Genomic DNA, 23,235 nt, shown 5'->3' with positions numbered 1-23,235 from the left:
GGGCGTCAGCCCGACGTGGTGATCACGGCTACTCCCCGGGGAGTACCAGGCCGACCGAGGAGGCGAGCCCCGCGGCCGCGTGCGCGAAGAAGGCGTCGCGCTCCTCGACGACGCGGTGGAACTGGCCGAACAGCTCGAACGAGATCAGGCCGAAGAGCTGCGCCCAGGCGGCGACCAGCGCGGGTCCGACCGCCGGGGGCAGCCCGGGCGCGAACTCGGCCACCATCCGCTCGCCCTCGGCGCGCAGTGCGGGGGCGAGCCTGGGGACGGCGATGCCCCGGGCCTGGTGGGCGTCGCGCACGATCCCGATGAGCACCACCGCGACGCGCGAGGCGGGGGCGATGGTGGCCTGGGGCGCGGTGTAGCCGGGGACGGGCGAGCCGTAGATGAGCGCGTACTCGTGCGGGTGGGCCAGCGCCCAGCTGCGCACGGCCCGGCAGACGGCGACCCAGCGCTCGGCGGGGGCCTCGGCGGGCGCGGCCTGCGCGCATGCCCGCTCGGCGGCCTCGCCCACGGCGTCGTAGGCGTCCACGATCAGCGCGGTGAGCAGGTCGTCGCGGCTCGGGAAGTAGCGGTAGAGGGCGGAGGAGACCATGCCGAGCTCACGGGCGACGGCACGCAGCGACAGCTTCGCGGCGCCTTCGGCGGCGAGCTGTTTCCTCGCCTCGTCCTTGATGGCGGCGGTGATCTCGGTACGCGCGCGGGCTCGGGCGCCCTGGACAGTGGTCATGGGGCCATTGTGCCATCGCCGAGAGCGGCGCACTGGGATGAGAGCACTGATCCGGACAGCGATCGCCGAATCATTTTGAGAGCACTGCTCTTGCTTTGGAGCACCGATTCCGTGCACACTGCTCTCAAGCGAGAGCGGTGCTCTCGAAACGGAGCAGCAGTCCAGGGAGTCCCCGATGTCGTCCATGCCTTCCATGTCCTCGCAGCCGTCCCCGCAGCCGTCCCAGCCGTACTACTTCAAGGCCGGGCGCTTCACCGTCCGCATGAACAGCGCCATCGGCTGGCTCGCCCGGCACGGCATGAGCCTCGCGGGCACCGCCGAGCTCTCGGTGCGCGGCCGCAAGAGTGGCCAGATGCAGCGGGTGCCGGTCAATCCGCACACGTACGAGGGCGAGCAGTACCTCATCTCGGCCCGCGGGCACTCGCAGTGGGTGCGCAACATGCGGGCGGCGGGCGGCGGCGAGCTGCGGGTGGGCCGCAAGGTGCGCGCGTTCACCGCGGTGGAGATGTCGGACAGCGAGAAGACCGCCGTCCTGCGCACCTATCTGGAGCGCTGGGGGTGGGAGGTGAACCAGTACTTCCAGGGGGTGACCGCGAAGTCGAGCGACGACGAGCTGCTCGCCGCCGCGCCCGACCACCCGGTCTTCCGCATCACGGTCGAGGCCTGAGCGGGGCGCGGCGGTCCGGGGGCGGTCCGGGGCAGACTTCCGGGCCGGGCCTCCCGCGACCGGCTTCCCGGGCGCGGCCTTCGGGGCGCGGCCCGGACCATGTCCGCCAGATCGCGCCCTGCCCGCCGGTCCCCGTTACGCCTTGTCCTCGGCGGTGCCCGCCTTGTCCTCGGACGCCTCTGCGCGGTCCCGGGACGCGTCGGCCTTCGCCCCCGGCGCACCCGCCTTCCCCTGGGCCCGGCGGTCCACCACGTCCAGGGCGCGCCGCGCCATCGGGTGGGTGCGCACCAGGCCCGCCAGGGTCGACGAGCCCCGGGTGATGTCCCCGAATGCCCGCCAGGCCGGGCGGAAGCCGGTGATCGCGGCGTGGAACATCGTCGGACGCTTCTCGAAGAGCGTCAGCATCCGGCGGCCGACGCCCATCTCGACACCGAGGCCCGCCTTGATGGCGAAGGCGTAGTTCAGCGCCTGGCGGCGGGCGTCCACGGCGTCCGGGGACTCCGCGATCCGCACCGCCCACTCCCCCGCGAGCCGTCCCGAGCGCAGCGCGAACGAGATGCCCTCCCGGGTCCACGGCTCCAGCAGGCCCGCCGCGTCCCCGCACACCAGGACCCGGCCGCGCGACAGTGGCGAGTCGTCGCTGCGGCAGCGGGTCAGATGCCCCGAGGAGATCGAGGGCTCGAAGCCGGCCAGGCCGAGCCGGGCGATGAAGTCCTCCAGATACCGCTTGGTCCCGGCGCCCTCGCCCCGGGCCGAGATCACCCCGACCGTGAGCGTGTCGCCCTTGGGGAAGACCCAGCCGTAACTCCCGGGGATCGGGCCCCAGTCGATGAGCACCCGGCCCGCCCAGTCCTCGGCCACCGTCGCCGGAACCGGGATCTCCGCCTCCAGGCCGAGGTCCACCTGGTCGAGCTTGACGCCGACATGGGCGCCTATGCGGCTGGCGCTGCCGTCGGCGCCGACGACCGCGCGCGCGAGGACGGTCTCGCCACCGGCCAGCACGACCGCCACCGTGCGCCGGTCGGGCACGGCCGAGCCGTGCTGCTCGACGCGCTGGACGGTCACCCCGGTGCGCAGCTCGGCGCCCGCCTTCTGGGCCGTCTCGACCAGCGCGGCGTCGAACTCCGGCCGGTTGATCAGGCCGAAGAGCATCTGCCGGGAGCGGCGGGTGCGCGTCAGCCGGCCGTTGAGGGAGAAGGTGACCGCGTGCACGCGGTCCTTCAGGGGCAGTTCGAACCCGGGCGGCAGGGCGTCCCGCGAAGGTCCGATGATGCCGCCGCCGCACGTCTTGTAGCGGGGCAGCTCGGCCTTCTCCAGGAGGAGCACCCGCCGGCCCGCGACCGCCGCCGCGTAGGCCGCCGAGGCCCCCGCGGGTCCGGCGCCGACCACGACGACATCCCACACCGACGAGGCCTGCGGCTCGTCCGGCTGCGTCCCGGCATCTGCGTTCTCGCTGCTCACGATGTGCTTCTGCTCCTGATCCGACCCGTGGTCAAGCTGACGACCGCATCCTACGGCGCGGTGGGGCGCGCTCACCCTGTGGGAGGATCGGCCCTACCTTCGTCATACATTCACGTGCACTTTGCGTACACGTACTTCAACGTCGCACCCACGAGGAGCGTGCCCATGACCGCGAATCCGATCGCCGAGACCGTCGCCTCACTGATGCCCCGCGCGCAGGCGGAGCTCACGGAACTGGTGGCGTTCCAGTCGGTGGCGGACGAGGCGGTGGCGCCGAGGAGCGAGTGCGAGGCGGCCGCGACGTGGGTGGCCGGGGCGCTGCGCGACGAGGGCTTCCAGGACGTGGCCCTGCTCGACACCCCGGACGGCTCGCAGTCGGTGTACGGCTTCCTGCCCGGCCCGGCGGACGCGCCCACGGTGCTGCTGTACGCGCACTACGACGTCCAGCCGATGCTGGACGAGTCCGCGTGGCTGAGCCCGCCGTTCGAGCTGACCGAGCGCGACGGCCGCTGGTACGGGCGCGGGGCCGCCGACTGCAAGGGCGGCTTCATCATGCATCTGCTGGCGCTGCGCGCCCTGAAGGCGAACGGCGGCGTCCCGGTCTCCGTGAAGGTGATCGTCGAGGGCTCCGAGGAGCAGGGCACCGGCGGCCTGGAGCGGTACGCGGAGGCGCACCCCGAGCTGCTGACGGCCGACGCGATCGTCATCGGGGACACCGGCAACTTCCGGGTCGGTCTGCCCACGGTCACCGCGACGCTGCGCGGGATGACGATGGTCCGGGTGCGCATGGACACGCTCGAAGGCAACCTGCACTCGGGGCAGTTCGGCGGCGCGGCGCCCGACGCGCTGGCCGCGCTCATCCGCGTACTGGACTCGCTGCGGGACGAGCAAGGGCAGACCGTGATCGAGGGCCTGGCCGCCGACTCCGCGTGGGAGGGGCTCCAGTACCCGGAGGACGAGTTCCGCAAGGACGCCAAGGTCCTCGACGGGGTGGCGCTGCCCGGCACGGGCACGGTGGCCGACCGCATCTGGGCGCGTCCGGCCGTCACCGTGATCGGGATCGACTGCCATCCGGTGGCGGGCGCGACCCCGTCGATCCCGGCGAGCGCGCGGGCGCAGATCAGCCTGCGGGTGCCGCCGGGCGTGGACGCGGCGGAGGCGACCCAGCTGCTGTTCGCGCACATCGAGAAGCACACCCCGTGGAACGCGCGTGTCTCCTTCGAGCAGGTCGGCCAGGGACAGCCGTTCCGTGCGGACGTCACCAGCCCGGCGTACACCTCGATGGCCGAGGCGATGCGGGTCGCGTACCCGGGCGAGGAGATGCAGTCCTCCGGCATGGGCGGCTCGATCCCGCTGTGCAACACCCTGGCCGCGCTCTACCCGAAGGCCGAGATCCTGCTGATCGGGCTGAGCGAGCCGGAGGCGCAGATCCACGCGGTGAACGAGAGCGTCTCGCCCGAGGAGCTGGAGCGGCTCTCGGTCGCCGAGGCGCACTTCCTGGTGAACTACGCGCGCTCCAAGCAGGCCTGACGAAACGTCACGCCCGTTCCTTCCCGGGCGTGACGCTCTGGGCGGAATCGCGCAGAGCGTAGATCCATGCGGCGGACACCGACGCCGTCGTAGGTTCACCGCATGGATCTTGTACGGGTCACACCCGAGCTGCACATGTTCCGCTTCCCCATCGGCCAGGCGTATCTGTGGCGCGACGGGGACGAGTTGACACTGGTGGACGCGGGTGACGTCAACGCCGCCGCGCCCATGGAGAAGGCGATACGGGAGCTGGGCCTCGATCCGGCGGCGCTGCGCCGGATCGTGGTGACCCACTGCCACGGCGACCACTACGGCGCCGCCGAGGAGCTGGCCGCGCGATACGGCGCCGAGGTCATCGCGCACCGGCTCGACGCCCCGGTGATCCGGGGCGAGCGGCCGGTGCCCGAGCCGGTGCTGCTGGACTGGGAACTCCCGCTGTACGAGCACGCGTTGACGGTTCCGGCGGCTCCCGCGACGCGGGTCGACCGCGAGGTGGAGGACGGCGAGGTGCTCGACTTCGGCGGCGGCGCGGTGGTGGTCCACTCCCCCGGCCACACCGACGGCTCGATCGGCGTCCATCTGCCGCGCCACGGCGTGCTCTTCACCGGCGACTGCGTGGCCGGGGTCGGCCAGGTGATGCTCGGCGTCTTCAACGTGGACCGCGCCCGCGCGCAGGCCTCCTTCCGCCGTCTCGCCGCGCTCGCCCCGTCGGTGGCGTGCTTCGGACACGGCGACCCGCTGACCCGGGACGCGGCGAGGGTGCTGCGGGAGACGGCGGAACAGGCCTGACGGGCCCTGACGGGCGACGCCCGGCCCGCCTCGGTCGGGCGCGGCCCGAGCCCGTCCGGGCGCCGGTCCGAGGCTTTCGGGGGCGCCCGGCCCAAGGCGAGCGGGGACACCCAGCCCGAGGCGAGCGGGCGCGCCCGGACCGAAGCGAGCGGGGCGCCCGGTCAGAGGCGAGCGGGGGCGCCCGGCCCGAGGCGCGCCTCAGCCCACCGGCACCCCCGCCTCCAGGTTGAGCACCGTCGACTTCTCCCGGGCCCGCAGCGCCCAGCGCAGCCGTTCGTAGCGGGCCGGCGGCAGCAACCGGGACGCCTCCTCCTCGCCGACGAACCGCCAGTCGCGCAGCTCGGAGCCGGGCAGCAGGACCTGTCCGGCTCCCGCGCTGTCGAGCCGGCCGCCGTCGAAGAGCAGCCGCAGCCCGCCGTAGCCCGGCGGCGCGGGCGGCTCCCAGTCGACGACCAGCAGCCGGGGCACCCGATCGAGCCGTATGCCTATCTCCTCCTCGACCTCGCGCATGCCCGCCCGGGCGGGCGCCTCCCCGCGCTCCACCACGCCGCCGGGGAACTCCCAGCCCGGCTTGTACGTCGGATCCACCAGGAGCACCCGGTCGCTCTCGTCGAAGAGCAGCACCCCGGCGGCGAGTGTCTCGGCGGTCGGCTCGGGGGTCTGGACGATCTCGCTGACGGGCGCGGCCCCGGTGCGTACCGCCTCGGCGATGCGCTCGGCCGTCTCGCGCGGGCTGAGGGAGCCGTTGTCGACGGCGTGGGCGTCCCCGGTCAGCCAGCCGAGGGCGCCGCGGTAGGACTCGATGTGCTCGTAGGCCCACTGCCGGCAGCGCTCGCTGGCCTCGGGGTCGTCCGGTACTTCGACCCGGGCCGCGATCCGGCCGCGCAGGATCGTTTCCTCATGGGTCAGGAGCACATGCCTCACCGGTATGCGCCGGGAGGCGAGCCCACCGAAGATCTCGTCGCGGTACTCCTGCCGCAGCAGCGTCATGGGCACCACGAGCACCCCGCCGACCTCGGCGAGCAGCGCGGCCGCGCCCTCCACCACCATCCGCCGCCAGCTGGGCAGGTCCTGGTAGTCGCCGACCTCCGCGAGGCGCTTCTGCGGGAGCAGATGCCTCAGGACGGCGCCGATCACCTCGGGGTCGTACAACGTGCTGTTCGGGATCAGGTCGACCAGTTCGCGCGCGGTGCTGGTCTTGCCCGCGCCGAACGCACCGTTGATCCAGACGATCACGGTTTCCCCCTCTTCCATGGCCCGCAGTGAATTGCCCGCAACAGAGTGCCACGGAAACCCCGGGGCGGAAGGGGTGCCCCGAACCCGTCCACAACTGTGGCGAGCCTGTTGCACGCTGCCCGAGCCTTTCCGGCCGCCCGTGGCGTCCTTGCTCCTGAGCACCGGCCACGGGGGGCCGTAACGCATCTGACGAGAACATCGTTGTGCGAGTGCCGGATGAGAACGAGGGGGTGCGACGAATGCGTCGTACTGTGCTGGAGCGCTTTCCCGCGGGCGACCCGCGCGGCAGCTGGCCCGCCGAGGAGTTCGCCCGGGACCGCCGCGACGAGGGCGTCGCGGCGGAGGTCGTGATGGACCTGGAGTCGGACGCGTTCCTGGTGGTCGTACGCCAGTACGCACCGGAGGCGGTGCGCTGACCGCCCCCTCCCCCTACCGGTAGAAGACGGCGACGCCGCGGTGGTGCGAGCAGGCGCCCCGGTGGTGGGCCGCGAAGGAGTACGTACCGTCGTTGCAGAGGGCGGTGGCGCCGCCGTGACTCCCGCCTCCGGAGTCGTCCGAGCCGCCGGACCCACCGGAGGTGTCGGCCCCACCGGAGGTGCTGGAGCCGCCGGACGTGCTGGAGCCGCCGGAGGCGCTGCCGCCTGCCGAGCCGTCGTCGGTCGGCGTGACGTCGGGCGACAGCAGCGGGGCCGGGTCGGAGGGTGTGGGAGTGGGCGTCGGAGTGGGTGTGGGCGTAGGGCTCTGCGTGGTCGGGGTGGGCGTGGGGCTCTCGGTGGTCGGGGTGGGCGTAGGGCTCTGCGACGACTGGCTGGGTGCGACCGTCCGACCGGCCTTGCCGTCCCCGGAACCGTCGCCACCGCATCCGGTCAGGGCGAGCGCGGCGGCCGTGGCCAAGGCGGCGACGAGGATGGAGACGCGTGCGTGCTTCATGAGGCCCCCCTGGGCGATGAGACGGCCATCTCATCGCCGTGGAGGGGCGCGGGGGACGGTAGTTGCGCATTCGTTACCGCATGGATTCAGCCAGTTGCCCGATAGTTGTTCGATTTGTGTACGGGTGTGCGGTCTGCCTACCCCTTGCTCGACCCCAGCGTGAGCCCCGCGATGAAGTGCCGCTGCAACAGCAGGAACACCAGCACCGTCGGCAGGGCCACGATCACCGAGCCCGCCGCCAGCAGGTTGTAGTCGGTGAAGAACTGGCCGCGGAGGTTGTTGAGCGCCGAGGTGACCGGGAGTTTGTCGCCGTCGGACATGAAGACCAGGGCCCACAGGAAGTCGTTGTACATCCAGGTGAACTGGAGCGTGGCCAGGGCCGCCAGGGCCGGGCGGCACAGCGGCAGGGTGATGCGCCAGTACTGCGTCCACACGCCCGCGCCGTCCACCACCGCCGCCTCCAGGATCTCCTGCGGCAGGGTGCGCATGAAGTTGGCCAGGACGAAGACGCAGAAGCCGATCTGGAAGCCGATGTGGACGACGATGACGGCCCAGTACGAGTCGAACATCGTCATCGAGTCGGACATCCAGTACGGCAGCGGGATGCGGTTGAACAGCACGTACAGCGGGGTCACGATGACCTGCTGGGGCAGCAGGTTGCCGGCCGTGAACAGCATCAGGAGCAGGATGCCGCCGCGCAGCCTGAGCCGGGAGACCGCGAAGGCCACGAACGACGCCAGGAACAGCGTCACCAGCACGCCCGGCACCGCGATGATCAGCGTGTTGACGAAGTACTTCGTCATGTCCGAGTCGCTGAAGGCCTGTTTGTAGTAGTCGAGGGAGAGGTGCTCGGGCAGGGAGAAGTAGCCGTGCTTCGAGGTCTCGTCGTACGGGCGCAGGGACGCGTAGACCGCAAGCAGCAGCGGGGCGAGGAACGCCAGCGAGACCGTCATCAGGAAGGCGTGCACCCCCAGGCGGCCGGGGCGCACCCGGCGGCGCCGGGCCGGGGGCGGCACGGGCGGTGCGGTGACGGGGGCGACGGGTGCGGTGTCCACGGTCATCGGCTCTTCTCCCCTCGGATCTCCTGGACCAGGTACGTCACGACGAACCCGAGGGAGACGGTCAGCAGCACGACGGCGATGGCGGAGCCGAAGCCGATACGGCTGGCCTCGCCGATGATGTTGTCGGTGACGAGCACGGAGAGCACTTCGAGGCCGTTGCGGCCGTGGTTGACCGCGTACACGATGTCGAAGGCGCGCAGCGACTCGATGACGGTGATCACGCCCACGATCACATTGACCGGACGCAGGGTCGGCAGCACGACCCGGAAGAACGTCTGGGCCTCGTTCGCGCCGTCGATCGCCGCCGCCTCCTTGAGGGTGGGGTCGACGGCCTTCAGACCGGCCAAGTAGAGGATCATGACGTAACCCGTGTGCCGCCAGGCCGCTGCCAGCAGGATCATCCAGATGTTGAGGTCCGGGTCGCCGAGCCAGTCGGTGGGGTTCTGCTTGTCGCCGATGAGCGCGTTGAGCGCGCCCTGGTCGCGGGAGAAGACCAGTTGGGCCATAAAGCCGACGACGGCGAGCGACAGCACCACCGGCATGTAGAACGTCGACTGGTAGAAGCGGCTGAAGCGGACGCCCCGGTCGATCAGCACCGCGAGCAGCAGCCCGAACGGCGCGGCGACCAGGCCGAGGAAGGCCAGCCACAGCAGGTTGTGGCGGACCGCGGGCCAGAACGGCGGGTAGTTGGTGAAGATGTTGCTGTAGTTCTCCGTACCGACCCATTTGATGTCGCCGATCCCGTCCCAGCTGGTGAAGGAGAGGACGACGGAGGCGAGGGTCGGGCCCCATACGATGGCGAGGTCGAGCAGGACGGGTATGCCCAGCAGCACGCCGAGGACGACGAGGTCGCGGGCGGTGAAGCGGCGCGGCCCTCGTCGTCGTCCGGCGCGCCGTGCGGAGATGAGCGACACGGCTGAGTACTCCAAGTCGGTGCGGGAGACGGCCTCTTGGCCGACTGGCGAGCCGGTTGACGCACACACGGGCCGGGCCGGCGGGCGTCCGGTGTCGGTCGGGGGACAGTCGCCCTCAGTCCGCGGCGAAGATCGACTTACGCTGCCGCTCGATGTCGTTGACCAGCCCGTCCACGTCGTTCGGGCTGCCGATGAACCGCTGCAACGCCGGGATCATCACGGTGGAGGAGAAGTCCGGCCGGGTGTCGCGGTCCATGAACTGCGAGATCTGCTTGGCGCCGGAGATCAGCTCCACCGACTTCTTCTGGAGCGCGCTGTACTTGGAGGTGTCCGCGCCGCTGTTGACCGCGATGTTGTTGGGGTCACTGGCGAGATAGATGTCCTCGGCCTTCGGCGTCGCCAGCCACTTCAGGAGGTCCTTGGCGCTCTCCATGTTCTTGGCCTTCTTGAGGTTCTTCGCGTTCTTGGCGAGCAGGAACCCGTCGATGGGCGCCTCGACCGCGTCCTGGCCGTGCTCCGGGTTGATGACGGGGAACGGGAAGAAGTCGATGTCGGCCTGCTCGGCGGCCGGGAACTGCTGGCCCGCGTGCGGCAGTCCGAAGACCGCCATGCCCGCCTCCTTCTTCTGCAGGCTCTGCGCGGCCTCCTGCCAGGTGCGGCCGTTGGCGCCCTTCTGGCAGTACGGCAGGATCCGGCGCCAGGTGTCGAAGACCTCCTTGACCCGCTTGTCCGTCCACGCCTCCTTGCCGGCCATCAGATCGCGGTGGAAGTCGTAACCGTTCGTCCGCATGTTGATGTAGTCGAAGGTGCCCATCACGGGCCAGCCGTCCTTGTCGCAGAACGCGATCGGTACGAGCTTGTCCTTCTGCATCTGCCGGGCGAGCGCCACGTACTCGTCGAGGGTCTTCGGCGCCTGGTAACCGTGTTGCTGGAACACGCTCCTGCGGTGGAAGACGGCCCACGGGTAGTAGTAGTACGGCGTGAGGTACTGCTTGCCGTCCTCGCCCGTCGACTGCGCCTTCAGCGCGGGCGAGAAGCCCTGGAAGCCCTGCCACAGGTCGCTGATGTCGTGCAGCAGCCCCTTCTTGGCGAAGAACTGCATCCGGTTTCCGGCGAACCACATGAAGACGTCGTCGGGCTTGCCCTGGAGATAGCGGTTGATGTTCTCCTGGAAGGTGTTGTGGTCGACGGTGTTGACCTTGACCGTGCGGCCTTCCTTCGACTGCTTCGCGTACGCCGCGAAGGCGTCCCCGAAGGCCTTCTTCGGCACCGCGTCCGAGGAGTTGGAGCCCAGCCGGATCGTCTTGGCGTCGCCCCCGGGCCCGCTGTCGCAGGCCGAGAGCAGCGAGGGGAGGGTGACCGCCCCGGCGCCGAAGGCGGCGCTCCGCAGAAGACTTCGCCGGGACATCCGATGTCCCGCCACGCTCCCGGGCACAGCAGGACCTCTGAACGATGACTGCGCCATGTCCCCCTCCTTCGGGGTGCAACCCAACACAACCGAACGCGTGGCTTGGATCACATCCTCAACTCAAGGGGACGTCAAGGGTTTTGACGGGACTCCGAACAACCGTTACCAGTTCTATTCCAACAGACTCCAACAAGCTCTACCGCAAACGCGCGTCGAGAGAAAGGAGGAGAACGGGGTGGCGAACCGGTTCATCTGTGCCGGATCCGGAGGAAGGTGACGAGCCGTCACCTTCCCGCACGCACTGCCCCGCGCGCAGTCGTCGGAGCGCTGATCGCCGCAGCCGCGGCACCCACCAGACCGGCGTCCGTGCCCATCAGGGCGGGGGCGACCTTGAGGCCCTGGACGAAGGAGAGCGTGGCGTAGTCGTGGAGGGCGCGGCGCAGCGGGTCGAAGAGGATGTCGCCCGCCCCGGCCACTCCCCCGCCGACCACCGCGATCTCGATCTCCGTCAGGGTGGCGGTCGCCGCGATGCCCGCCGCGAGCGCCTGGGCGGCCCGCTCGAAGGAGGCGAGCGCGACCGGGTGCCCGGCGCGGGCCGCGGCGGCCACGGCGGCAGCCGAGGTGTCGCCGTCGGGCCCGGGAGTCCAGCCGCGGTCGAGGGCGCGCCGGGCGATGTTCGGGCCGCTGGCGATCCGCTCCACACAGCCGCGCGCCCCGCAGGGACAGGGGTCGCCGTCGAGTTCGACACTGATGTGGCCGATGTGGCCCGCGTTGCCGGTGCGGCCCGCGTGGAGCCGGCCGCCGAGGACGAGACCGCCGCCGACGCCGGTCGAGACGACCATGCACAGCGCGTTGTCGTAGCCCCGGGCCGCGCCCAGCCAGTGCTCGGCCGCGGTCATCGCCACCCCGTCGCCGACGAGCTCGACCGGCAGTCCGCCGGTGGCCTCGCGCACCCGCTCCACCAGCGGGAACTCGCGCCAGCCGGGGATGTTGACCGGGCTGACCGTGCCCTTGGACGCGTCGACCGGGCCCGCGCTGCCGACCCCCAGCGCCGTGACCCGCCCCCACAGTGCGGATCCGGCCAGCTCCGCGAGGACCTCGTCCACGGCCCGCGCCACCGTCTCGCCGCCCTCCCGCGCGGGGGTCGCCCGCTGGGTCCGTACGAGCAGTCGGCCGCCGGCGTCCACCAGCGCTCCGGCGATCTTGGTGCCGCCGATGTCGAGTGCGGCGACGAGGTCGGTCTGCATCAGTGTCGGATCTCCTGGTGGGCGAGGGTGCCAAGCGGGCCGGAGGAACAGTCTCCATTCACCTGACAACGTTGTCCAGGGCCTATGCTCGACGCCACACCGCGATCCACTCGGATCCGCCCCGGACATCCCGCGTACCGCGCCCCGGGCCCGCTGAGCCCCCGACGACGACAGGACACCGCACGTGGCCGAGACCGCCCGCCACCACGAGCCCCGCTACGGCATCCGGCCCACCATGAAGGACGTGGCCGCCCGCGCCGGCGTGGGGCTGAAGACGGTCTCCCGGGTGGTGAACGGCGAGGCCGGGGTCACCCCGGACACCGAGCGCCGGGTGATGGAGGCCATCGACGCGCTGGGCTTTCGCCGCAACGACAGCGCGCGCGTGCTGCGCAAGGGGCGCACCGCCTCCATCGGGCTGGTCCTGGAGGATCTGGCCGACCCGTTCTACGGGCCGCTCAGCCGGGCCGTCGAGGAGGTCGCCCGGGCACACGGGGCGCTGCTCATCAACGGCTCCAGCGCCGAGGACGCCGACCGCGAGCAGGAGCTGGTGCTGGCGTTCTGCGCCCGCCGGGTGGACGGGCTGATCGTGATCCCGGCCGGTGGCGACCACCGCTACCTGGAGCCCGAGATAAAGGCCGGGGTGGCGACCGTCTTCGTGGACCGCCCGGCCGGGCGGATCGACGCCGACGCGGTGCTCTCCGACAGCTTCGGGGGCGCCCGCGAGGGCGTCGCGCACCTGGTGGCGCACGGCCACCGCAGGATCGGCTTCATCGGCGACCAACCGCGCATCCACACCGCCACCGAGCGGCTGCGCGGCTACCGGGCGGCGATGGCGGACGCCGGACTCGCGGTGGCGGACGAGTGGGTCGCGCTCGGCTCCACCGAGCCGGAGCGGGTCCGCGAGGCCGCCGAGGCGATGCTGAGCGGCCCCGAGCCGGTCACCGCGGTCTTCGCGGGCAACAACCGGGTGACCGTGACGGTCGTACGGGTCCTGGCGGGCCGGGAGCACCCGGTCGCCCTGGTCGGCTTCGACGACATCGAGCTGGCCGACCTGCTCGGCATCACCGTCATCTCCCAGGACTCCGCGACGCTCGGCCGCACGGCGGCGGAACGGCTCTTCCGCCGCCTCGACGGCGTCGACGAGGCCCCCTCCACCGTGGTGCTGCCCACCACGCTCATCGCCCGCGGGTCGGGCGAGATCCGGCCCCCCGCCGCGAGCTGACGCGGGTCAGCACACCGGCAGCCCCGGCACCGGCGCGTCGTTGGCGCCGCCCTTGAGGTACACCACGCTGACGTAGACGTTGGTGTTGCCGCTGTCGTCGTCGGTGCGCGCCCAGTAGGTGTTGGTCCACTTCCCGTACGTCTCGCGGCGGCCCAGGTCGACCTGGCAGTAGAAGTAGTTGGTGCCCGCGTTGAGCACGCCCATCTCGCCGCCGTCGTGGCGGTAGCTCTTCGCGGTGCGCCACACCTGGCAGTCGAACTTGCCGGCGCCGCCGGGGTGGCAGGCCGGGGCGGGGGTGGCGCCGGTGCCGCCGCCCGCCGCGCCCGCGGCGCCGCCCGGGGTCGCCGTGGCGCGGCCTCCCGTGGGGGCCTTGCCCGGCGCGGTGCCGCCCTTCTCGCCGGAGCCCTTGCCGCCCGTACCGCCCTTGCCGTCCTTGTCGCCCTTGGCGGGGCGGGTGGCGCCCGGTGAGGCCGAGGCGCGGCCGTGCTCGCCGGTCGGGCCGGGGCTGGCGGCATCGGCTCCGCCGCCGTCCCAGGCGCCGCCCGTGCCGTCCTGGGCGCCGGACGCCGAGGGGCTCGCGCCGGACGCCGAGCCGACGGCCTGCTGCCGGGTGCCGTCCTCGTCCCCGGGGCCGACCAGGGCGTAGGTGACCCCGGCGCCCGCGAGGACGACGGCGGCGACACCCGCCGCCACCAGGCCCCGCGCGCGCCCGCGCCCCTGGGGCTCCGGTGCGGGCTGCTGGGTGACCACCGGGCCGAAGCCCTGCGGCCGGTGCGGCAGCACGTCCCGTACGGTCGCCTCGCGCGGCGGTGCCACCGGCCGCGGCGCCGGAGCGGGTGCCTGGACGGGCGGCGCGTCCATCGCGTGCGTGGGGACGGGGTCGCGGCCCTCGGCCACCTCCGCCAGCATCCGGGCCGCCGTGTCCGCGTCGGGGCGGCGGGCCGGGTCCTTGTGCATCAGCTCGCGCAGTACGGGCCCGAGCGGCCCGGCCCGCACCGGCTCGGGCAGCGGCTCCGCCACGATCGCGGAGAGCGTCGACCAGGTGGAGGTGCGGCGGAACGGCGAGGAACCCTCCACCGCCGCGTACAGCGTGGCGCCCAGTGCCCAGACGTCGGAGGCGGGGCCGGGGTCCTGGCCCTGGGCCCGCTCGGGCGCCAGGTAGTCCAGGGAGCCGACCAGTTCGCCGCTGCGGGTCAGATGGGTGGCCGAGCCGTCGCCCGGGTCGTCCATGGCCGCGATGCCGAAGTCGGTGAGCACCACCCGGCCGCCGCGCTCCAGGAGGATGTTGCCGGGCTTCACGTCCCGGTGCAGGACGCCCGCGCGGTGGGCGGCGGCCAGGGCCTCGAGGACCTTGGAGCCGATCGCGGCCGCCTCGCGCGCGTCCAGGGCGCCCCGGTCGGCCAGCACCCCGTCCAGCGAGGGGCCCTCGACCAGCTCCATCACGATGACCGGGCGGCCGTCGTGCTCGGTGACGTCGTGCACGGCGACGACTCCGGAATGGCGCACGCGCGCGGCGGCGCGGGCCTCGCGCTGCATGCGCACCCGCAGATCGCCCAGCTCGGGCGCCGACATGTCCGTGTATGTCCGCAGCTCCTTGACCGCGACCTCGCGGCCGAGCACCTCGTCGACGGCGCGCCAGACGACGCCCATCCCGCCCCGGCCCAGCTGCTCGACCAGCCGGTAGCGGCCCGCAAGCCTCTCGTTCTCCCCCGAAGACACCGCTGCCCCGTTCCCTGTGGTGATGGTGGTCGCGTACAGGGTAAGGGGCGGCGGTGACAGCTACCGGGCGGCGACTGCTACGGGGCGGTCACGGTCAGGGCGGCTCGGCGTGGGGAGGCGAAGCCGTCGAGGTCGGCGCGGGTCAGACCGGTCAGCCGGGTGACCTCCTCGGTGTCGAGGGCGCCGCAGTCCAGACCGCGCAGCAGGAACCCGCTGAGCGCCTTGGCGGTGGCGGGCTCGTCCATCACGTCGCCGCCGGCCTTGGCCACATAGGCCGCGAGGCGTGCCGCCGCCGCTTCCAGGCCCTCGCGGTAGAAGGCGTACACGGCCGCGTACCGGGTCGGCAGATGGCCCGGGTGCATGTCCCAGCCCTGGTAGTAGGCGCGGGCCAGGGCCCGGCGGGTGAGGCCGTAGTGCAGCCGCCAGGCCTCGTGGACGTGGGCGGTGGAGCCGACGGGCAGGACGTTGGTGGAGCCGTCCGAGACCCGTACCCCGGTGCCCGCGGCGGCGACCTGCATCACGGCCTTGGCGTGGTCGGCGGCGGGGTGGTCGCTGGCCTGGTAGGCGGCGGAGACACCGACGCAGGCGCTGTAGTCGAAGGTGCCGTAGTGCAGGCCGGTCGCCCGGCCCTCGGCGGCGTCGATCATCCGGGCCACGGCGGCGGTGCCGTCGGCGGCCAGGATCGACTGGCTGGTCTCGATCTGGATCTCGAAGCCGAGCCGCCCGGCGGGCAGGCCGTGGGCCTTCTCGAAGGCCTCCAGGAGTCGTACGAAGGCGGTGACCTGCGCGGGGTAGGTCACCTTCGGCAGCGTCAGGACCAGCCCGTCGGGCAGTCCGCCGTGCTCCATGAGGCCGGTGAGGAAGACGTCGGTGGTGCGGATGCCGCGGTCGCGTACCGCCGCCTCCATGCACTTCATCCGGATGCCCATGTACGGGGCGGCGGTGCCGCCGGCGTACGCCTCGGCGATCAGCCGGGCCGCGCGCGCGGCGGCCGCGTCCTCCTCGGCGTCCGGGCGCGGGCCGTAGCCGTCCTCGAAGTCCACCCGGAGGTCCTCCACCGGCTCGCGCTCCAGCTTGGCGCGCACCCGCTCGTAGACGGGCGCGGCCAGCTCGTCGGCGATGCCGAGGACGCCGGCGAGGGAGGCGGCGTCGGGGGCGTGCTCGTCGAGGGCGGCCAGCGCCTGGTCGCCCCAGGAGCGCAGGGTGCCGGCGTCGAAGAGGTCACCGGGCACGTAGACGGTGTGCACGGGCTGGCGGGTGCCGGGGTCGCCCGGGTAGCGGCGGGCGAGCTCCTCGTCCACGGCCACCAGCGAGGCGCTGATCTCCTCGCTGACCGCGCCCGCGAGGCTCGTCGCCACCTTCTCCTGCTGACCCATCCCGCATCCTCCGCACGTTCAGTTTTCCACCGACAGTTTTCCACTGACCGGAATCATCGATCCGCATAGCAGAATTTAATGATGGGTCTCCTTCGCGTCAATGGTTGCCCGAAACGGCCGGGGGCCGCGCGGTGAAGATCACCACGCGGCCCCCGGGGCAGTACGAACGAGCAGGTCAGCCCTTGCGCGCCTGAACCTCTTCGGTCAGCTGCGGGACGACGTCGAACAGGTCGCCCACCACGCCGTAGTCGACCAGGTCGAAGATCGGCGCCTCGGCGTCCTTGTTGATCGCGACGATCGTCTTCGAGGTCTGCATACCGGCGCGGTGCTGGATCGCACCGGAGATGCCGGACGCGATGTAGAGCTGCGGCGAGACCGACTTGCCGGTCTGGCCGACCTGGTTGGAGTGCGGGTACCAGCCGGCGTCGACGGCGGCGCGGGAGGCGCCGACGGCGGCACCGAGCGAGTCGGCCAGCGCCTCGATGATCGCGAAGTTCTCGGCGCCGTTGACGCCGCGGCCGCCGGAGACCACGATCGCGGCCTCGGTCAGCTCGGGGCGGCCGGTCGACTCGCGCGGGGTGCGGGAGACGACCTTGGTGCCGGTGGCCTGCGCGGAGAAGGTGACCGCGAGGGCCTCGACGGCGCCGGCGGCCGGGGCGGCCTCCACGGCGGCCGAGTTCGGCTTGACCGTGATGACCGGGGTGCCCTTGGAGACACGGGACTTGGTGGTGAAGGAGGCGGCGAACGCGGACTGCGTCGCCACCGGGCCCTCGGCACCGGCCTCCAGGTCGACGGCGTCGGTGATGATGCCGGAGCCGATACGGACCGCGAGGCGGGCCGCGATCTCCTTGCCCTCGGCGGAGGACGGGACGAGCACGGCGGCCGGGGAGACGGCCTCGTACGCGGCCTGGAGGGCGTCGACCTTCGGCACGACCAGGTAGTCGGCGAACTCCGGAGCGTCGGCGGTCAGGACGCGGGTGGCGCCGTGCTCGGCGAGGGCGGGCGCGGTGGCCTCGGCGCCGGCACCGACGGCGACCGCGACCGGCTCGCCGATGCGGCGGGCCAGCGTCAGCAGCTCCAGGGTGGGCTTGCGGACGGCGCCGTCGACGTGGTCGACGTAGACGAGAACTTCAGCCATGGGACTCAATCTCCTGCAAGTGCGAAGAATCTGGGGGCAGTTGGGGCTCTGCGAGCCTTAGATGAACTTCTGGCTCGCGAGGAACTCGGCCAGCTGCTTGCCGCCCTCGCCCTCGTCCTTGACGATCGTGCCGGCCGTACGGGCCGGACGCTCGGCGGCCGAGTCGACCGCGGTCCAGGCGCCCGCCAGACCGACCTCGTCGGCGTCCAGCTCCAGGTCGTCCAGGTCCAGCGACTCCACCGGCTTCTTCTTGGCGGCCATGATGCCCTTGAAGGACGGGTAGCGGGCCTCGCCCGACTGGTCCGTCACGGACACGACGGCCGGCAGGGACGCCTCCAGCTGCTCCGACGCGGTGTCGCCGTCGCGGCGGCCCTTGACCACACCGCCGTCGACCGAGACCTCGGCGAGCAGCGTGACCTGCGGAACGTTCAGACGCTCGGCGAGCAGCGCCGGCAGCACGCCCATGGTGCCGTCGGTCGAGGCCATGCCGCAGACGACCAGGTCGTAACCGGTCTTCTCGATGGCCTTGGCGAGCACCAGCGAGGTGCCGACGACATCGGTGCCGTGCAGGTCGTCGTCCTCGACGTGGACGGCCTTGTCGGCGCCCATGGAGAGCGCCTTGCGCAGCGCGTCCTTGGCGTCCTCGGGGCCGACGGTCAGCACGGTGATCTCCGCGTCGTCCGCCTCGTCGGCGATCTGCAGTGCCTGCTCGACCGCGTACTCGTCGAGCTCCGAAAGGAGGCCGTCGACGTCGTCGCGGTCGACGGTCAGGTCATCGGCGAAGTGCCGGTCGCCGGTGGCGTCGGGCACGTACTTCACACAGACAACGATCCTCAAGCTCACGCCGGCTCTCCTACTGCATCGTCATTTCTGGGCTGCCTTGTTGCACGCAGCATAGGCGCCTGATGGGGCGGTTTCCGGTCGGGGCGACCGACGCTCCGAACGAAATATTACTCGTCAGTACACCCACTGTGTTCCCCGTAAGCAAGCGCTTTGAACTGTGACGTTCGCAACGCTGAGTAACCGGCGAGTACGGAGACGATTCAGTCACGCAACGCGTTGAAGCGACCCTGGTGGTAGAGCAGCGGACGGCCCGGCCCGGCGGGGTCGCCGGCGACCGCCTCGCCGATCACGATGCGGTGGTCGCCGGCGGGGATACGCGCCACCACCCGGCACACCAGCCAGGCGAGGACGCCGTCGAGGACGGGCACGCCCTCGGGGCCCGGCTCCCAGCGGGTGGCGTCGCCGAAGCGGTCGGCGCCGCTGCGGGCGAAGGTCGCGGCGAGGTCTTCCTGGTGTTCGCCGAGTATGTGCACGCCTATGTGCTCGGCCTCGGAGATCACCGGCCAGCTGGAGGAGCCGGTGCCGATGCCGAAGGAGAGCAACGGCGGCTCGGCGGCCACGGAGTTGAGCGAGGTGGCGGTGAAGCCGACGGGGCGGCCGTCACGCTGTGCGGTGATCACCGCCACACCGGCGGCGTGCTGCCGGAAGACTGCGCGGAAGAGCCGGGGGGAGGCGGCGCATGCGGTGCCGAGCTCGGGCGAAGCCGTCATGGAGTTGTCCTTCTGCGGTCGGTGCGAGGGGGTCGGGGACTGCTCAGCAGCCCGGACAGCGCGCACTTGCGTTGCGGGCGAGGTCCACCGGGACGCACCCGTAGAGAAGGATTCGGTTCGGCACATCGTCAGATTGACGATTGCCGGTGTCCGCAGTCAAGTGCCTTCTACGATGTGGGAGATCCATCACGGCCCGCTCACACCGCCTCTCCCAGGGCGGCGATCACATCGGCCCGGCGCGGCTGCCCGGCGGCCCGGCGCACGATCCGGCCGGTCCGGTCGAGGACCAGGACCGTGGGCGTCGCCCGGATGTCCAGGGCGCGCACCAGCGCCAGATGCTCCTCGGCGTCGATCTCCACATGCGCGACCCCCGCCACCATGGCCGCAACGTCCGCCAGGGTGCGCCGCGTTGCCCGGCAGGGCTGGCAGAACGCACTGGAGAACTGCACCAGGGTCGCCCGCTCGCCCAGCTCCGCGCCCAACTGGGCTGCTCCCAGCCTCGGCCCGTCCTCGCGCACCGCGCATCCTCTCGTCGCTTGGCCGTTCCGGCCGTTCCGCCGGTTCAGCGCCGAACGCCGCCCGGAAGATTCCCGCCTGCCCCGACCTGGGCGTACGTGATGAGAATCTCCCCCTGCGAAGGCCCCAGGACTGGCCACCACGGCGCGTATCGGGCACGATCTGCCCAACGCCGAAAACCTACGGCCGCGTAACTTTTACCGGGAGAACCCTCCCCGGGAAAACAGAAGGGTCTTCTCCAGATGGCAGAACTCGTCTATCGGCCGGTCGTCGGCGCCGCTCTCACGATGTTCAAGGCGCTCGACCTGAAGATCGACACCCAGGGTTCGGAGAACATCCCCCGCTCCGGGGGCGCGGTGCTCGTGAGCAACCACATCAGCTATCTGGACTTCATCTTCACCGGGCTCGCCGCCCTGCCGCAGAAGCGCCTGGTGCGCTTCATGGCGAAGGAGTCGGTCTTCCGGCACAAGATCTCGGGCCCGCTGATGCGCGGGATGAAGCACATCCCGGTTGACCGCAAGCAGGGCGAGGCGGCGTACGCGCACGCCCTGGACTCGCTGCGGTCGGGCGAGATCGTGGGCGTCTTCCCGGAGGCGACGATCTCGCAGTCGTTCACGCTGAAGAGCTTCAAGTCGGGCGCGGCCCGGCTCGCCCAGGAGGCCGGGGTCCCGCTCATCCCGATGGCGCTGTGGGGCACCCAGCGGGTGTGGACCAAGGGCCGTCCGCGCAACTTCAAGCGCAGCCACATCCCGGTCACCATACGGGTCGGCGAGCCGGTCGAGGCCCCCGCCGACCAGTACGCGGGTGCGATCACCCGGCGGCTGCGCGAGCGGTGCCAGGAGCTCCTGGAGGCCGCCCAGCGCGCCTATCCCGTACGCCCCAAGGACGCCGCCGACACCTGGTGGATCCCGGCGCACCTCGGCGGCACCGCGCCCACTCCCGAAGAGGTCCGTGAGCGCGAGACCAGCCGCTGAGCCGGCGGACCGGCCGTCGGGCCGTCACGCCCCGGCGCTCACCGGGGCGTCGACCGTGACCTCCGCGCCGGGGCTCACCTTGGCCAGCAGCTCGGCGAGCTCCGCCGCCGCCTCCTCCAGGCCGGCGTGCGGGCCCATGCCCTCCAGCAGGAAGAGCGCGTTCACGGAGTCCTCGGTGAGCCGGGTCCGTACGCCCTGACGCCAGTTCCAGCGGCGGCAGGTCACGCCCTCGTCGTCGCACCACACCACTTCTCCCGCGTCCGGGTGCTCGACGGCGTCCGCGCCGCCCGCGACGGTGTGGAACGGCTCGTCGCCGGTGGCCCGCATCAGCCGCATCGGCCCCACGATGTGGTCGGTGTCCTCGCCGCCGACCGGGACGAGGTGGGCGACGCTGATCGCGTTGTAGACGTCCACGAGCCGGTTGACGCGCGGCAGGCCGCCGTCGGCGAGGGCGCGCCGGGCCAGGGCCTCGGCGGAGTTGCGGGTGCGCGAGGGCTTGGCGCCGAACGCGGTGTACGCCTGCCGCCAGGCGGCCATGTGCGGGTCCTCGTGCGGGGCGAGCGCCCCGAGCCGCGCGCGCAGCCGCCGGGCGGCCTCGTCGAGCAGCGCCGAACCGGACTCGTCGCTGGGGCCGTTGACGAGTCCGCGGGCCCGGACGGCGACATGGGTGAAGCCGGGCGCGAGCGCGCGCACCTCGTCGGACACGGTGAGCGTGGGCGTGGGCGTCATGGTCTGTCGTGCCTCCCAGCGAGCGATGTGCAGTACACCCCAGAGTACCGGATGGTCCATCCTGGTGAACTGTCTCGCGGAATTGCGGAAGCCATGCGGGCATACGAAAGCGGCCGGCCGCGAAGTCGGTGACTTCGCGGCCGGCCGCACACACGCTGTAGCCGACGGGGCTGTCGGCAGGACATCGCCCAGCCGGAGATCTCCTAGCGGGACATCTCTTCCTTGAGCGCCGCGAGGAAGCCGTCCACGTCGTCCTCGGTGGTGTCGTACGAGCACATCCAGCGGACGTCGCCGGCCGCCTCGTCCCAGAAGTAGAAGCGGAAGCGCTTCTGGAGCCGCTCGCTCACGTCGTGCGGCAGCCGGGCGAAGACCGCGTTGGCCTGGACCGGGTAGAGGATCTCCACGCCGTCGACCGCGCGGACCCCCTCGGCCAGGCGCTGCGCCATCGCGTTGGCGTGGCGGGCGTTGCGCAGCCACAGGTCCTTGGCGAGCAGCGCTTCCAACTGCACCGAGACGAACCGCATCTTGGAGGCGAGCTGCATCGACATCTTGCGGATGTGCTTCATCCGGCGCACCGCGTCCGGGTTGAGCACCACGACGGCCTCGCCGAAGAGCATGCCGTTCTTGGTGCCGCCGTACGAGATGACGTCGACGCCCGCGGCGTTGGTGAAGGCGCGCATCGGCACGTCCAGGGACGCGGCCGCGTTGGCTATCCGGGCGCCGTCGAGGTGGACCTTCATCCCGTGCTGGTGGGCGTGGTCGCAGATCGCGCGGATCTCGTCCGGTGTGTAGACCGTGCCCAGCTCGGTGTTCTGGGCGAGCGAGACGACCTGCGGCATCGCGCGGTGCTCGTCCTCCCAGCCCCAGGCCTGCCGGTCGATGAGCTCGGGGGTGAGCTTGCCGTCCGGGGTCGGCACGGTGAGCAGCTTCAGGCCCGCCATGCGCTCCGGGGCGCCGCCCTCGTCCACGTTGATGTGGGCGGACTCGGCGCAGATCACCGAACCCCAGCGGTCGGTCAGCGCCTGGAGGGCGACGACGTTGGCACCGGTCCCGTTGAAGACCGGGAAGGCCTCGGCGCTCGCGCCGAAGTGGCTGTGGATGACGCGCTGGAGGTGGTCGGTGTAGTCGTCCTCCCCGTACGCCACCTGGTGGCCGCCGTTGGCGAGGGCGATGGCGGCCAGGACCTCGGGGTGCACGCCCGCGTAGTTGTCGCTGGCGAAGCCGCGCACCTCGGGGTCGTGGTGCCGTCGCGCGTCGGTCTTCACGGCTTGGGGGTCAGCCACAGGCGCTGTCCATTCACTTCCTCGGCGGACCGCTCCCAGACCCCGGTGATGGCCTCGGCCAGCTCCTTGACGTCGGTGAAGCCCGCGAACTTCGCATTCGGGCGCTCGGCGCGCATCGCGTCGTGCACCAGTGCCTTGATCACCAGGATGGCAGCAGCGGCGTTCGGCCCGTCCTCGCCCCCCGCCTTGCGGAAGGCGTCGGCGAGCGAGAGGGTCCACGCCTCGGCCGCCGCCTTGCCGGCGTTGTAGGCGGCGTTGTTGGCGGTGGGCTTGTGCGCGCCGGACTGGCTCACCAGGACGTAGCGGCCGCGGTCACTGCGCAGCAGTCCGTCGTGGAAGGCGAGCGAGGTGTGCTGCACGGTCTTGATCAGCAGCTTCTCCAGCAGCTCCCAGTCGGCGAGGTCCGTCTCCGGGAAGGAGGCGCTGCCGCGCCAGCCGCCCACCAGGTGGACCAGACCGTCGACCCGGCCGAACTCCTTCTCGGTCCTGGCGGCCCACTCGCGGGTGGCGTCCAGGTCGAGCAGGTCGACGGTGTCGCCGACCACGGTCGCGCCGCCGTGGGCGTAGCGCGCCGCGTCGACGGCCTCGGCCAGCCGTGCCGGGTCCGCGTCGGACGCCACCACGGTCGCGCCCGCCTCGGCGAGCCTGAGCAGGGCGGCGCGGCCCGCCGGGCCCGCGGCGCCGGCCACCGCGACGACGGCGCCGCTCAGCGGCCCGTTGCCATTCCCGTTGCCGTTCATGATCGTCTCCTT

The 23,235-nt window shown here is 72.0% G+C and carries 23 protein-coding genes; 6 read left to right on the top strand and 17 right to left on the bottom strand.

Annotated elements, in window-relative coordinates:
- Positions 1–28 precede the first annotated feature (28 nt).
- A complete protein-coding gene (locus ABD236_RS04955; RefSeq protein WP_344070517.1) occupies positions 29–730 on the bottom strand; it encodes a TetR/AcrR family transcriptional regulator in 702 nt (233 codons plus the stop codon).
- Positions 731–905: 175 nt separating this feature from the next.
- Here ABD236_RS04955 and ABD236_RS04950 point away from each other — a divergent pair, with 175 nt between their 5' ends.
- Entirely contained in the window at positions 906–1,397 is a 492-nt protein-coding gene (locus tag ABD236_RS04950; RefSeq protein WP_425543816.1) for a nitroreductase family deazaflavin-dependent oxidoreductase, read from the top strand.
- Positions 1,398–1,532: 135 nt separating this feature from the next.
- Here ABD236_RS04950 and ABD236_RS04945 read toward each other — a convergent pair whose 3' ends face one another.
- Entirely contained in the window at positions 1,533–2,858 is a 1,326-nt protein-coding gene (locus tag ABD236_RS04945) for a geranylgeranyl reductase family protein (RefSeq protein WP_344070516.1), read from the bottom strand.
- A 165-nt stretch (positions 2,859–3,023) separates the two neighbouring features.
- On the opposite strand from ABD236_RS04945, the gene ABD236_RS04940 reads away from it, so the two are divergent.
- Both ABD236_RS04940 and ABD236_RS04935 read left to right on the top strand, forming a co-directional pair.
- Positions 3,024–4,388 (top strand): dipeptidase, encoded by a 1,365-nt coding sequence (locus ABD236_RS04940; RefSeq protein WP_344070514.1) that lies wholly within the window; start codon positions 3,024–3,026, stop codon positions 4,386–4,388.
- A 102-nt stretch (positions 4,389–4,490) separates the two neighbouring features.
- Positions 4,491–5,177 carry an MBL fold metallo-hydrolase gene (locus ABD236_RS04935; RefSeq protein ID WP_344070512.1) on the top strand — a complete coding sequence of 229 codons (687 nt, stop codon included), beginning with the start codon at positions 4,491–4,493 and terminating at the stop codon, positions 5,175–5,177.
- Between the two features lie 198 nt (positions 5,178–5,375).
- Here the strand turns inward: ABD236_RS04935 and ABD236_RS04930 are convergent, their stop codons facing one another.
- Complete coding sequence (locus tag ABD236_RS04930) at positions 5,376–6,413, bottom strand: NUDIX hydrolase (RefSeq protein WP_344071200.1); 1,038 nt, start codon at positions 6,411–6,413, stop codon at positions 5,376–5,378.
- Between the two features lie 239 nt (positions 6,414–6,652).
- On the opposite strand from ABD236_RS04930, the gene ABD236_RS04925 reads away from it, so the two are divergent.
- Entirely contained in the window at positions 6,653–6,829 is a 177-nt protein-coding gene (locus tag ABD236_RS04925; RefSeq protein ID WP_344070510.1) for a hypothetical protein, read from the top strand.
- A gap of 13 nt (positions 6,830–6,842) precedes the next feature.
- On the opposite strand, the gene ABD236_RS04920 is transcribed toward ABD236_RS04925, so the two are convergent.
- The 5 genes from ABD236_RS04920 to ABD236_RS04900 form a co-directional block, all read right to left on the bottom strand.
- The gene (locus ABD236_RS04920) at positions 6,843–7,343 is read right to left on the bottom strand and encodes a DUF3761 domain-containing protein (protein WP_344070508.1); all 501 of its coding nucleotides are present in this window, start codon (positions 7,341–7,343) and stop codon (positions 6,843–6,845) included.
- 137 nt (positions 7,344–7,480) lie between these two features.
- Complete coding sequence (locus ABD236_RS04915) at positions 7,481–8,404, bottom strand: carbohydrate ABC transporter permease (RefSeq protein ID WP_344070506.1); 924 nt, start codon at positions 8,402–8,404, stop codon at positions 7,481–7,483.
- Positions 8,401–9,318, bottom strand: a complete 918-nt coding sequence (locus ABD236_RS04910; protein WP_344070504.1) for a carbohydrate ABC transporter permease — start codon at positions 9,316–9,318, stop codon at positions 8,401–8,403. Before ABD236_RS04910 ends, ABD236_RS04915 begins: the two co-directional genes overlap by 4 nt.
- Before the next feature lie 115 nt (positions 9,319–9,433).
- The gene (locus ABD236_RS04905) at positions 9,434–10,726 is read right to left on the bottom strand and encodes an ABC transporter substrate-binding protein (protein ID WP_344070502.1); all 1,293 of its coding nucleotides are present in this window, start codon (positions 10,724–10,726) and stop codon (positions 9,434–9,436) included.
- Between the two features lie 284 nt (positions 10,727–11,010).
- A complete protein-coding gene (locus ABD236_RS04900; protein WP_344070499.1) occupies positions 11,011–11,973 on the bottom strand; it encodes an ROK family protein in 963 nt (320 codons plus the stop codon).
- 184 nt (positions 11,974–12,157) lie between these two features.
- Between ABD236_RS04900 and ABD236_RS04895 the strand changes: the two genes are divergently transcribed.
- Positions 12,158–13,195, top strand: a complete 1,038-nt coding sequence (locus ABD236_RS04895; protein WP_344070497.1) for a LacI family DNA-binding transcriptional regulator — start codon at positions 12,158–12,160, stop codon at positions 13,193–13,195.
- 6 nt (positions 13,196–13,201) lie between these two features.
- Here the strand turns inward: ABD236_RS04895 and ABD236_RS04890 are convergent, their stop codons facing one another.
- The 6 genes from ABD236_RS04890 to ABD236_RS04865 all read right to left on the bottom strand — a co-directional run bounded on the left by ABD236_RS04890 (position 13,202) and on the right by ABD236_RS04865 (position 19,499).
- A complete protein-coding gene (locus tag ABD236_RS04890; protein WP_344070495.1) occupies positions 13,202–14,914 on the bottom strand; it encodes a serine/threonine-protein kinase in 1,713 nt (570 codons plus the stop codon).
- Positions 14,915–14,991: 77 nt separating this feature from the next.
- Positions 14,992–16,290 carry a DUF6986 family protein gene (locus ABD236_RS04885; RefSeq protein WP_344070493.1) on the bottom strand — a complete coding sequence of 433 codons (1,299 nt, stop codon included), beginning with the start codon at positions 16,288–16,290 and terminating at the stop codon, positions 14,992–14,994.
- Positions 16,291–16,465: 175 nt separating this feature from the next.
- Positions 16,466–17,428, bottom strand: coding sequence for an electron transfer flavoprotein subunit alpha/FixB family protein (locus ABD236_RS04880; protein WP_344070491.1), 963 nt, complete (start codon positions 17,426–17,428; stop codon positions 16,466–16,468).
- A gap of 57 nt (positions 17,429–17,485) precedes the next feature.
- Positions 17,486–18,271, bottom strand: a complete 786-nt coding sequence (locus tag ABD236_RS04875; RefSeq protein ID WP_344070489.1) for an electron transfer flavoprotein subunit beta/FixA family protein — start codon at positions 18,269–18,271, stop codon at positions 17,486–17,488.
- 200 nt (positions 18,272–18,471) lie between these two features.
- Positions 18,472–18,981 carry a flavin reductase family protein gene (locus tag ABD236_RS04870; RefSeq protein WP_344070487.1) on the bottom strand — a complete coding sequence of 170 codons (510 nt, stop codon included), beginning with the start codon at positions 18,979–18,981 and terminating at the stop codon, positions 18,472–18,474.
- Positions 18,982–19,178: 197 nt separating this feature from the next.
- Positions 19,179–19,499: a TlpA family protein disulfide reductase gene (locus ABD236_RS04865; protein WP_344070485.1), complete on the bottom strand. Its 321-nt coding sequence runs from the start codon at positions 19,497–19,499 to the stop codon at positions 19,179–19,181.
- 240 nt (positions 19,500–19,739) lie between these two features.
- Here ABD236_RS04865 and ABD236_RS04860 point away from each other — a divergent pair, with 240 nt between their 5' ends.
- Complete coding sequence (locus tag ABD236_RS04860) at positions 19,740–20,471, top strand: lysophospholipid acyltransferase family protein (protein WP_344070483.1); 732 nt, start codon at positions 19,740–19,742, stop codon at positions 20,469–20,471.
- A 24-nt stretch (positions 20,472–20,495) separates the two neighbouring features.
- On the opposite strand, the gene ABD236_RS04855 is transcribed toward ABD236_RS04860, so the two are convergent.
- The 3 genes from ABD236_RS04855 to ABD236_RS04845 all read right to left on the bottom strand — a co-directional run bounded on the left by ABD236_RS04855 (position 20,496) and on the right by ABD236_RS04845 (position 23,223).
- A complete protein-coding gene (locus tag ABD236_RS04855) occupies positions 20,496–21,200 on the bottom strand; it encodes a B3/B4 domain-containing protein (protein ID WP_344070481.1) in 705 nt (234 codons plus the stop codon).
- Between the two features lie 203 nt (positions 21,201–21,403).
- The gene (locus ABD236_RS04850; RefSeq protein WP_344071199.1) at positions 21,404–22,465 is read right to left on the bottom strand and encodes a threonine aldolase family protein; all 1,062 of its coding nucleotides are present in this window, start codon (positions 22,463–22,465) and stop codon (positions 21,404–21,406) included.
- A complete protein-coding gene (locus ABD236_RS04845; protein WP_344070479.1) occupies positions 22,462–23,223 on the bottom strand; it encodes an SDR family NAD(P)-dependent oxidoreductase in 762 nt (253 codons plus the stop codon). The genes ABD236_RS04850 and ABD236_RS04845 overlap by 4 nt, the downstream gene beginning before the upstream one ends.
- Positions 23,224–23,235 lie beyond the last annotated feature (12 nt).

Source organism: Streptomyces crystallinus, from assembly GCF_039521265.1.
Lineage (GTDB): Bacteria > Actinomycetota > Actinomycetes > Streptomycetales > Streptomycetaceae > Streptomyces > Streptomyces crystallinus.
This window is presented reverse-complemented; position numbering and strand designations above follow the sequence as displayed.

Coding starts and splice junctions, on each gene's coding strand:
- ABD236_RS04955 (WP_344070517.1), bottom strand. CDS start 730: ATGACCACTGTCCAGGGCGCCCGAGCCCGCGCGCGTACCGAGATCACC.
- ABD236_RS04950 (WP_425543816.1), top strand. CDS start 906: ATGTCGTCCATGCCTTCCATGTCCTCGCAGCCGTCCCCGCAGCCGTCC.
- ABD236_RS04940 (WP_344070514.1), top strand. CDS start 3,024: ATGACCGCGAATCCGATCGCCGAGACCGTCGCCTCACTGATGCCCCGC.
- ABD236_RS04935 (WP_344070512.1), top strand. CDS start 4,491: ATGGATCTTGTACGGGTCACACCCGAGCTGCACATGTTCCGCTTCCCC.
- ABD236_RS04925 (WP_344070510.1), top strand. CDS start 6,653: ATGCGTCGTACTGTGCTGGAGCGCTTTCCCGCGGGCGACCCGCGCGGC.
- ABD236_RS04920 (WP_344070508.1), bottom strand. CDS start 7,343: ATGAAGCACGCACGCGTCTCCATCCTCGTCGCCGCCTTGGCCACGGCC.
- ABD236_RS04915 (WP_344070506.1), bottom strand. CDS start 8,404: ATGACCGTGGACACCGCACCCGTCGCCCCCGTCACCGCACCGCCCGTG.
- ABD236_RS04905 (WP_344070502.1), bottom strand. CDS start 10,726: ATGTCCCGGCGAAGTCTTCTGCGGAGCGCCGCCTTCGGCGCCGGGGCG.
- ABD236_RS04900 (WP_344070499.1), bottom strand. CDS start 11,973: ATGCAGACCGACCTCGTCGCCGCACTCGACATCGGCGGCACCAAGATC.
- ABD236_RS04885 (WP_344070493.1), bottom strand. CDS start 16,290: ATGGGTCAGCAGGAGAAGGTGGCGACGAGCCTCGCGGGCGCGGTCAGC.
- ABD236_RS04880 (WP_344070491.1), bottom strand. CDS start 17,428: ATGGCTGAAGTTCTCGTCTACGTCGACCACGTCGACGGCGCCGTCCGC.
- ABD236_RS04870 (WP_344070487.1), bottom strand. CDS start 18,981: ATGACGGCTTCGCCCGAGCTCGGCACCGCATGCGCCGCCTCCCCCCGG.
- ABD236_RS04860 (WP_344070483.1), top strand. CDS start 19,740: ATGGCAGAACTCGTCTATCGGCCGGTCGTCGGCGCCGCTCTCACGATG.
- ABD236_RS04855 (WP_344070481.1), bottom strand. CDS start 21,200: ATGACGCCCACGCCCACGCTCACCGTGTCCGACGAGGTGCGCGCGCTC.
- ABD236_RS04845 (WP_344070479.1), bottom strand. CDS start 23,223: ATGAACGGCAACGGGAATGGCAACGGGCCGCTGAGCGGCGCCGTCGTC.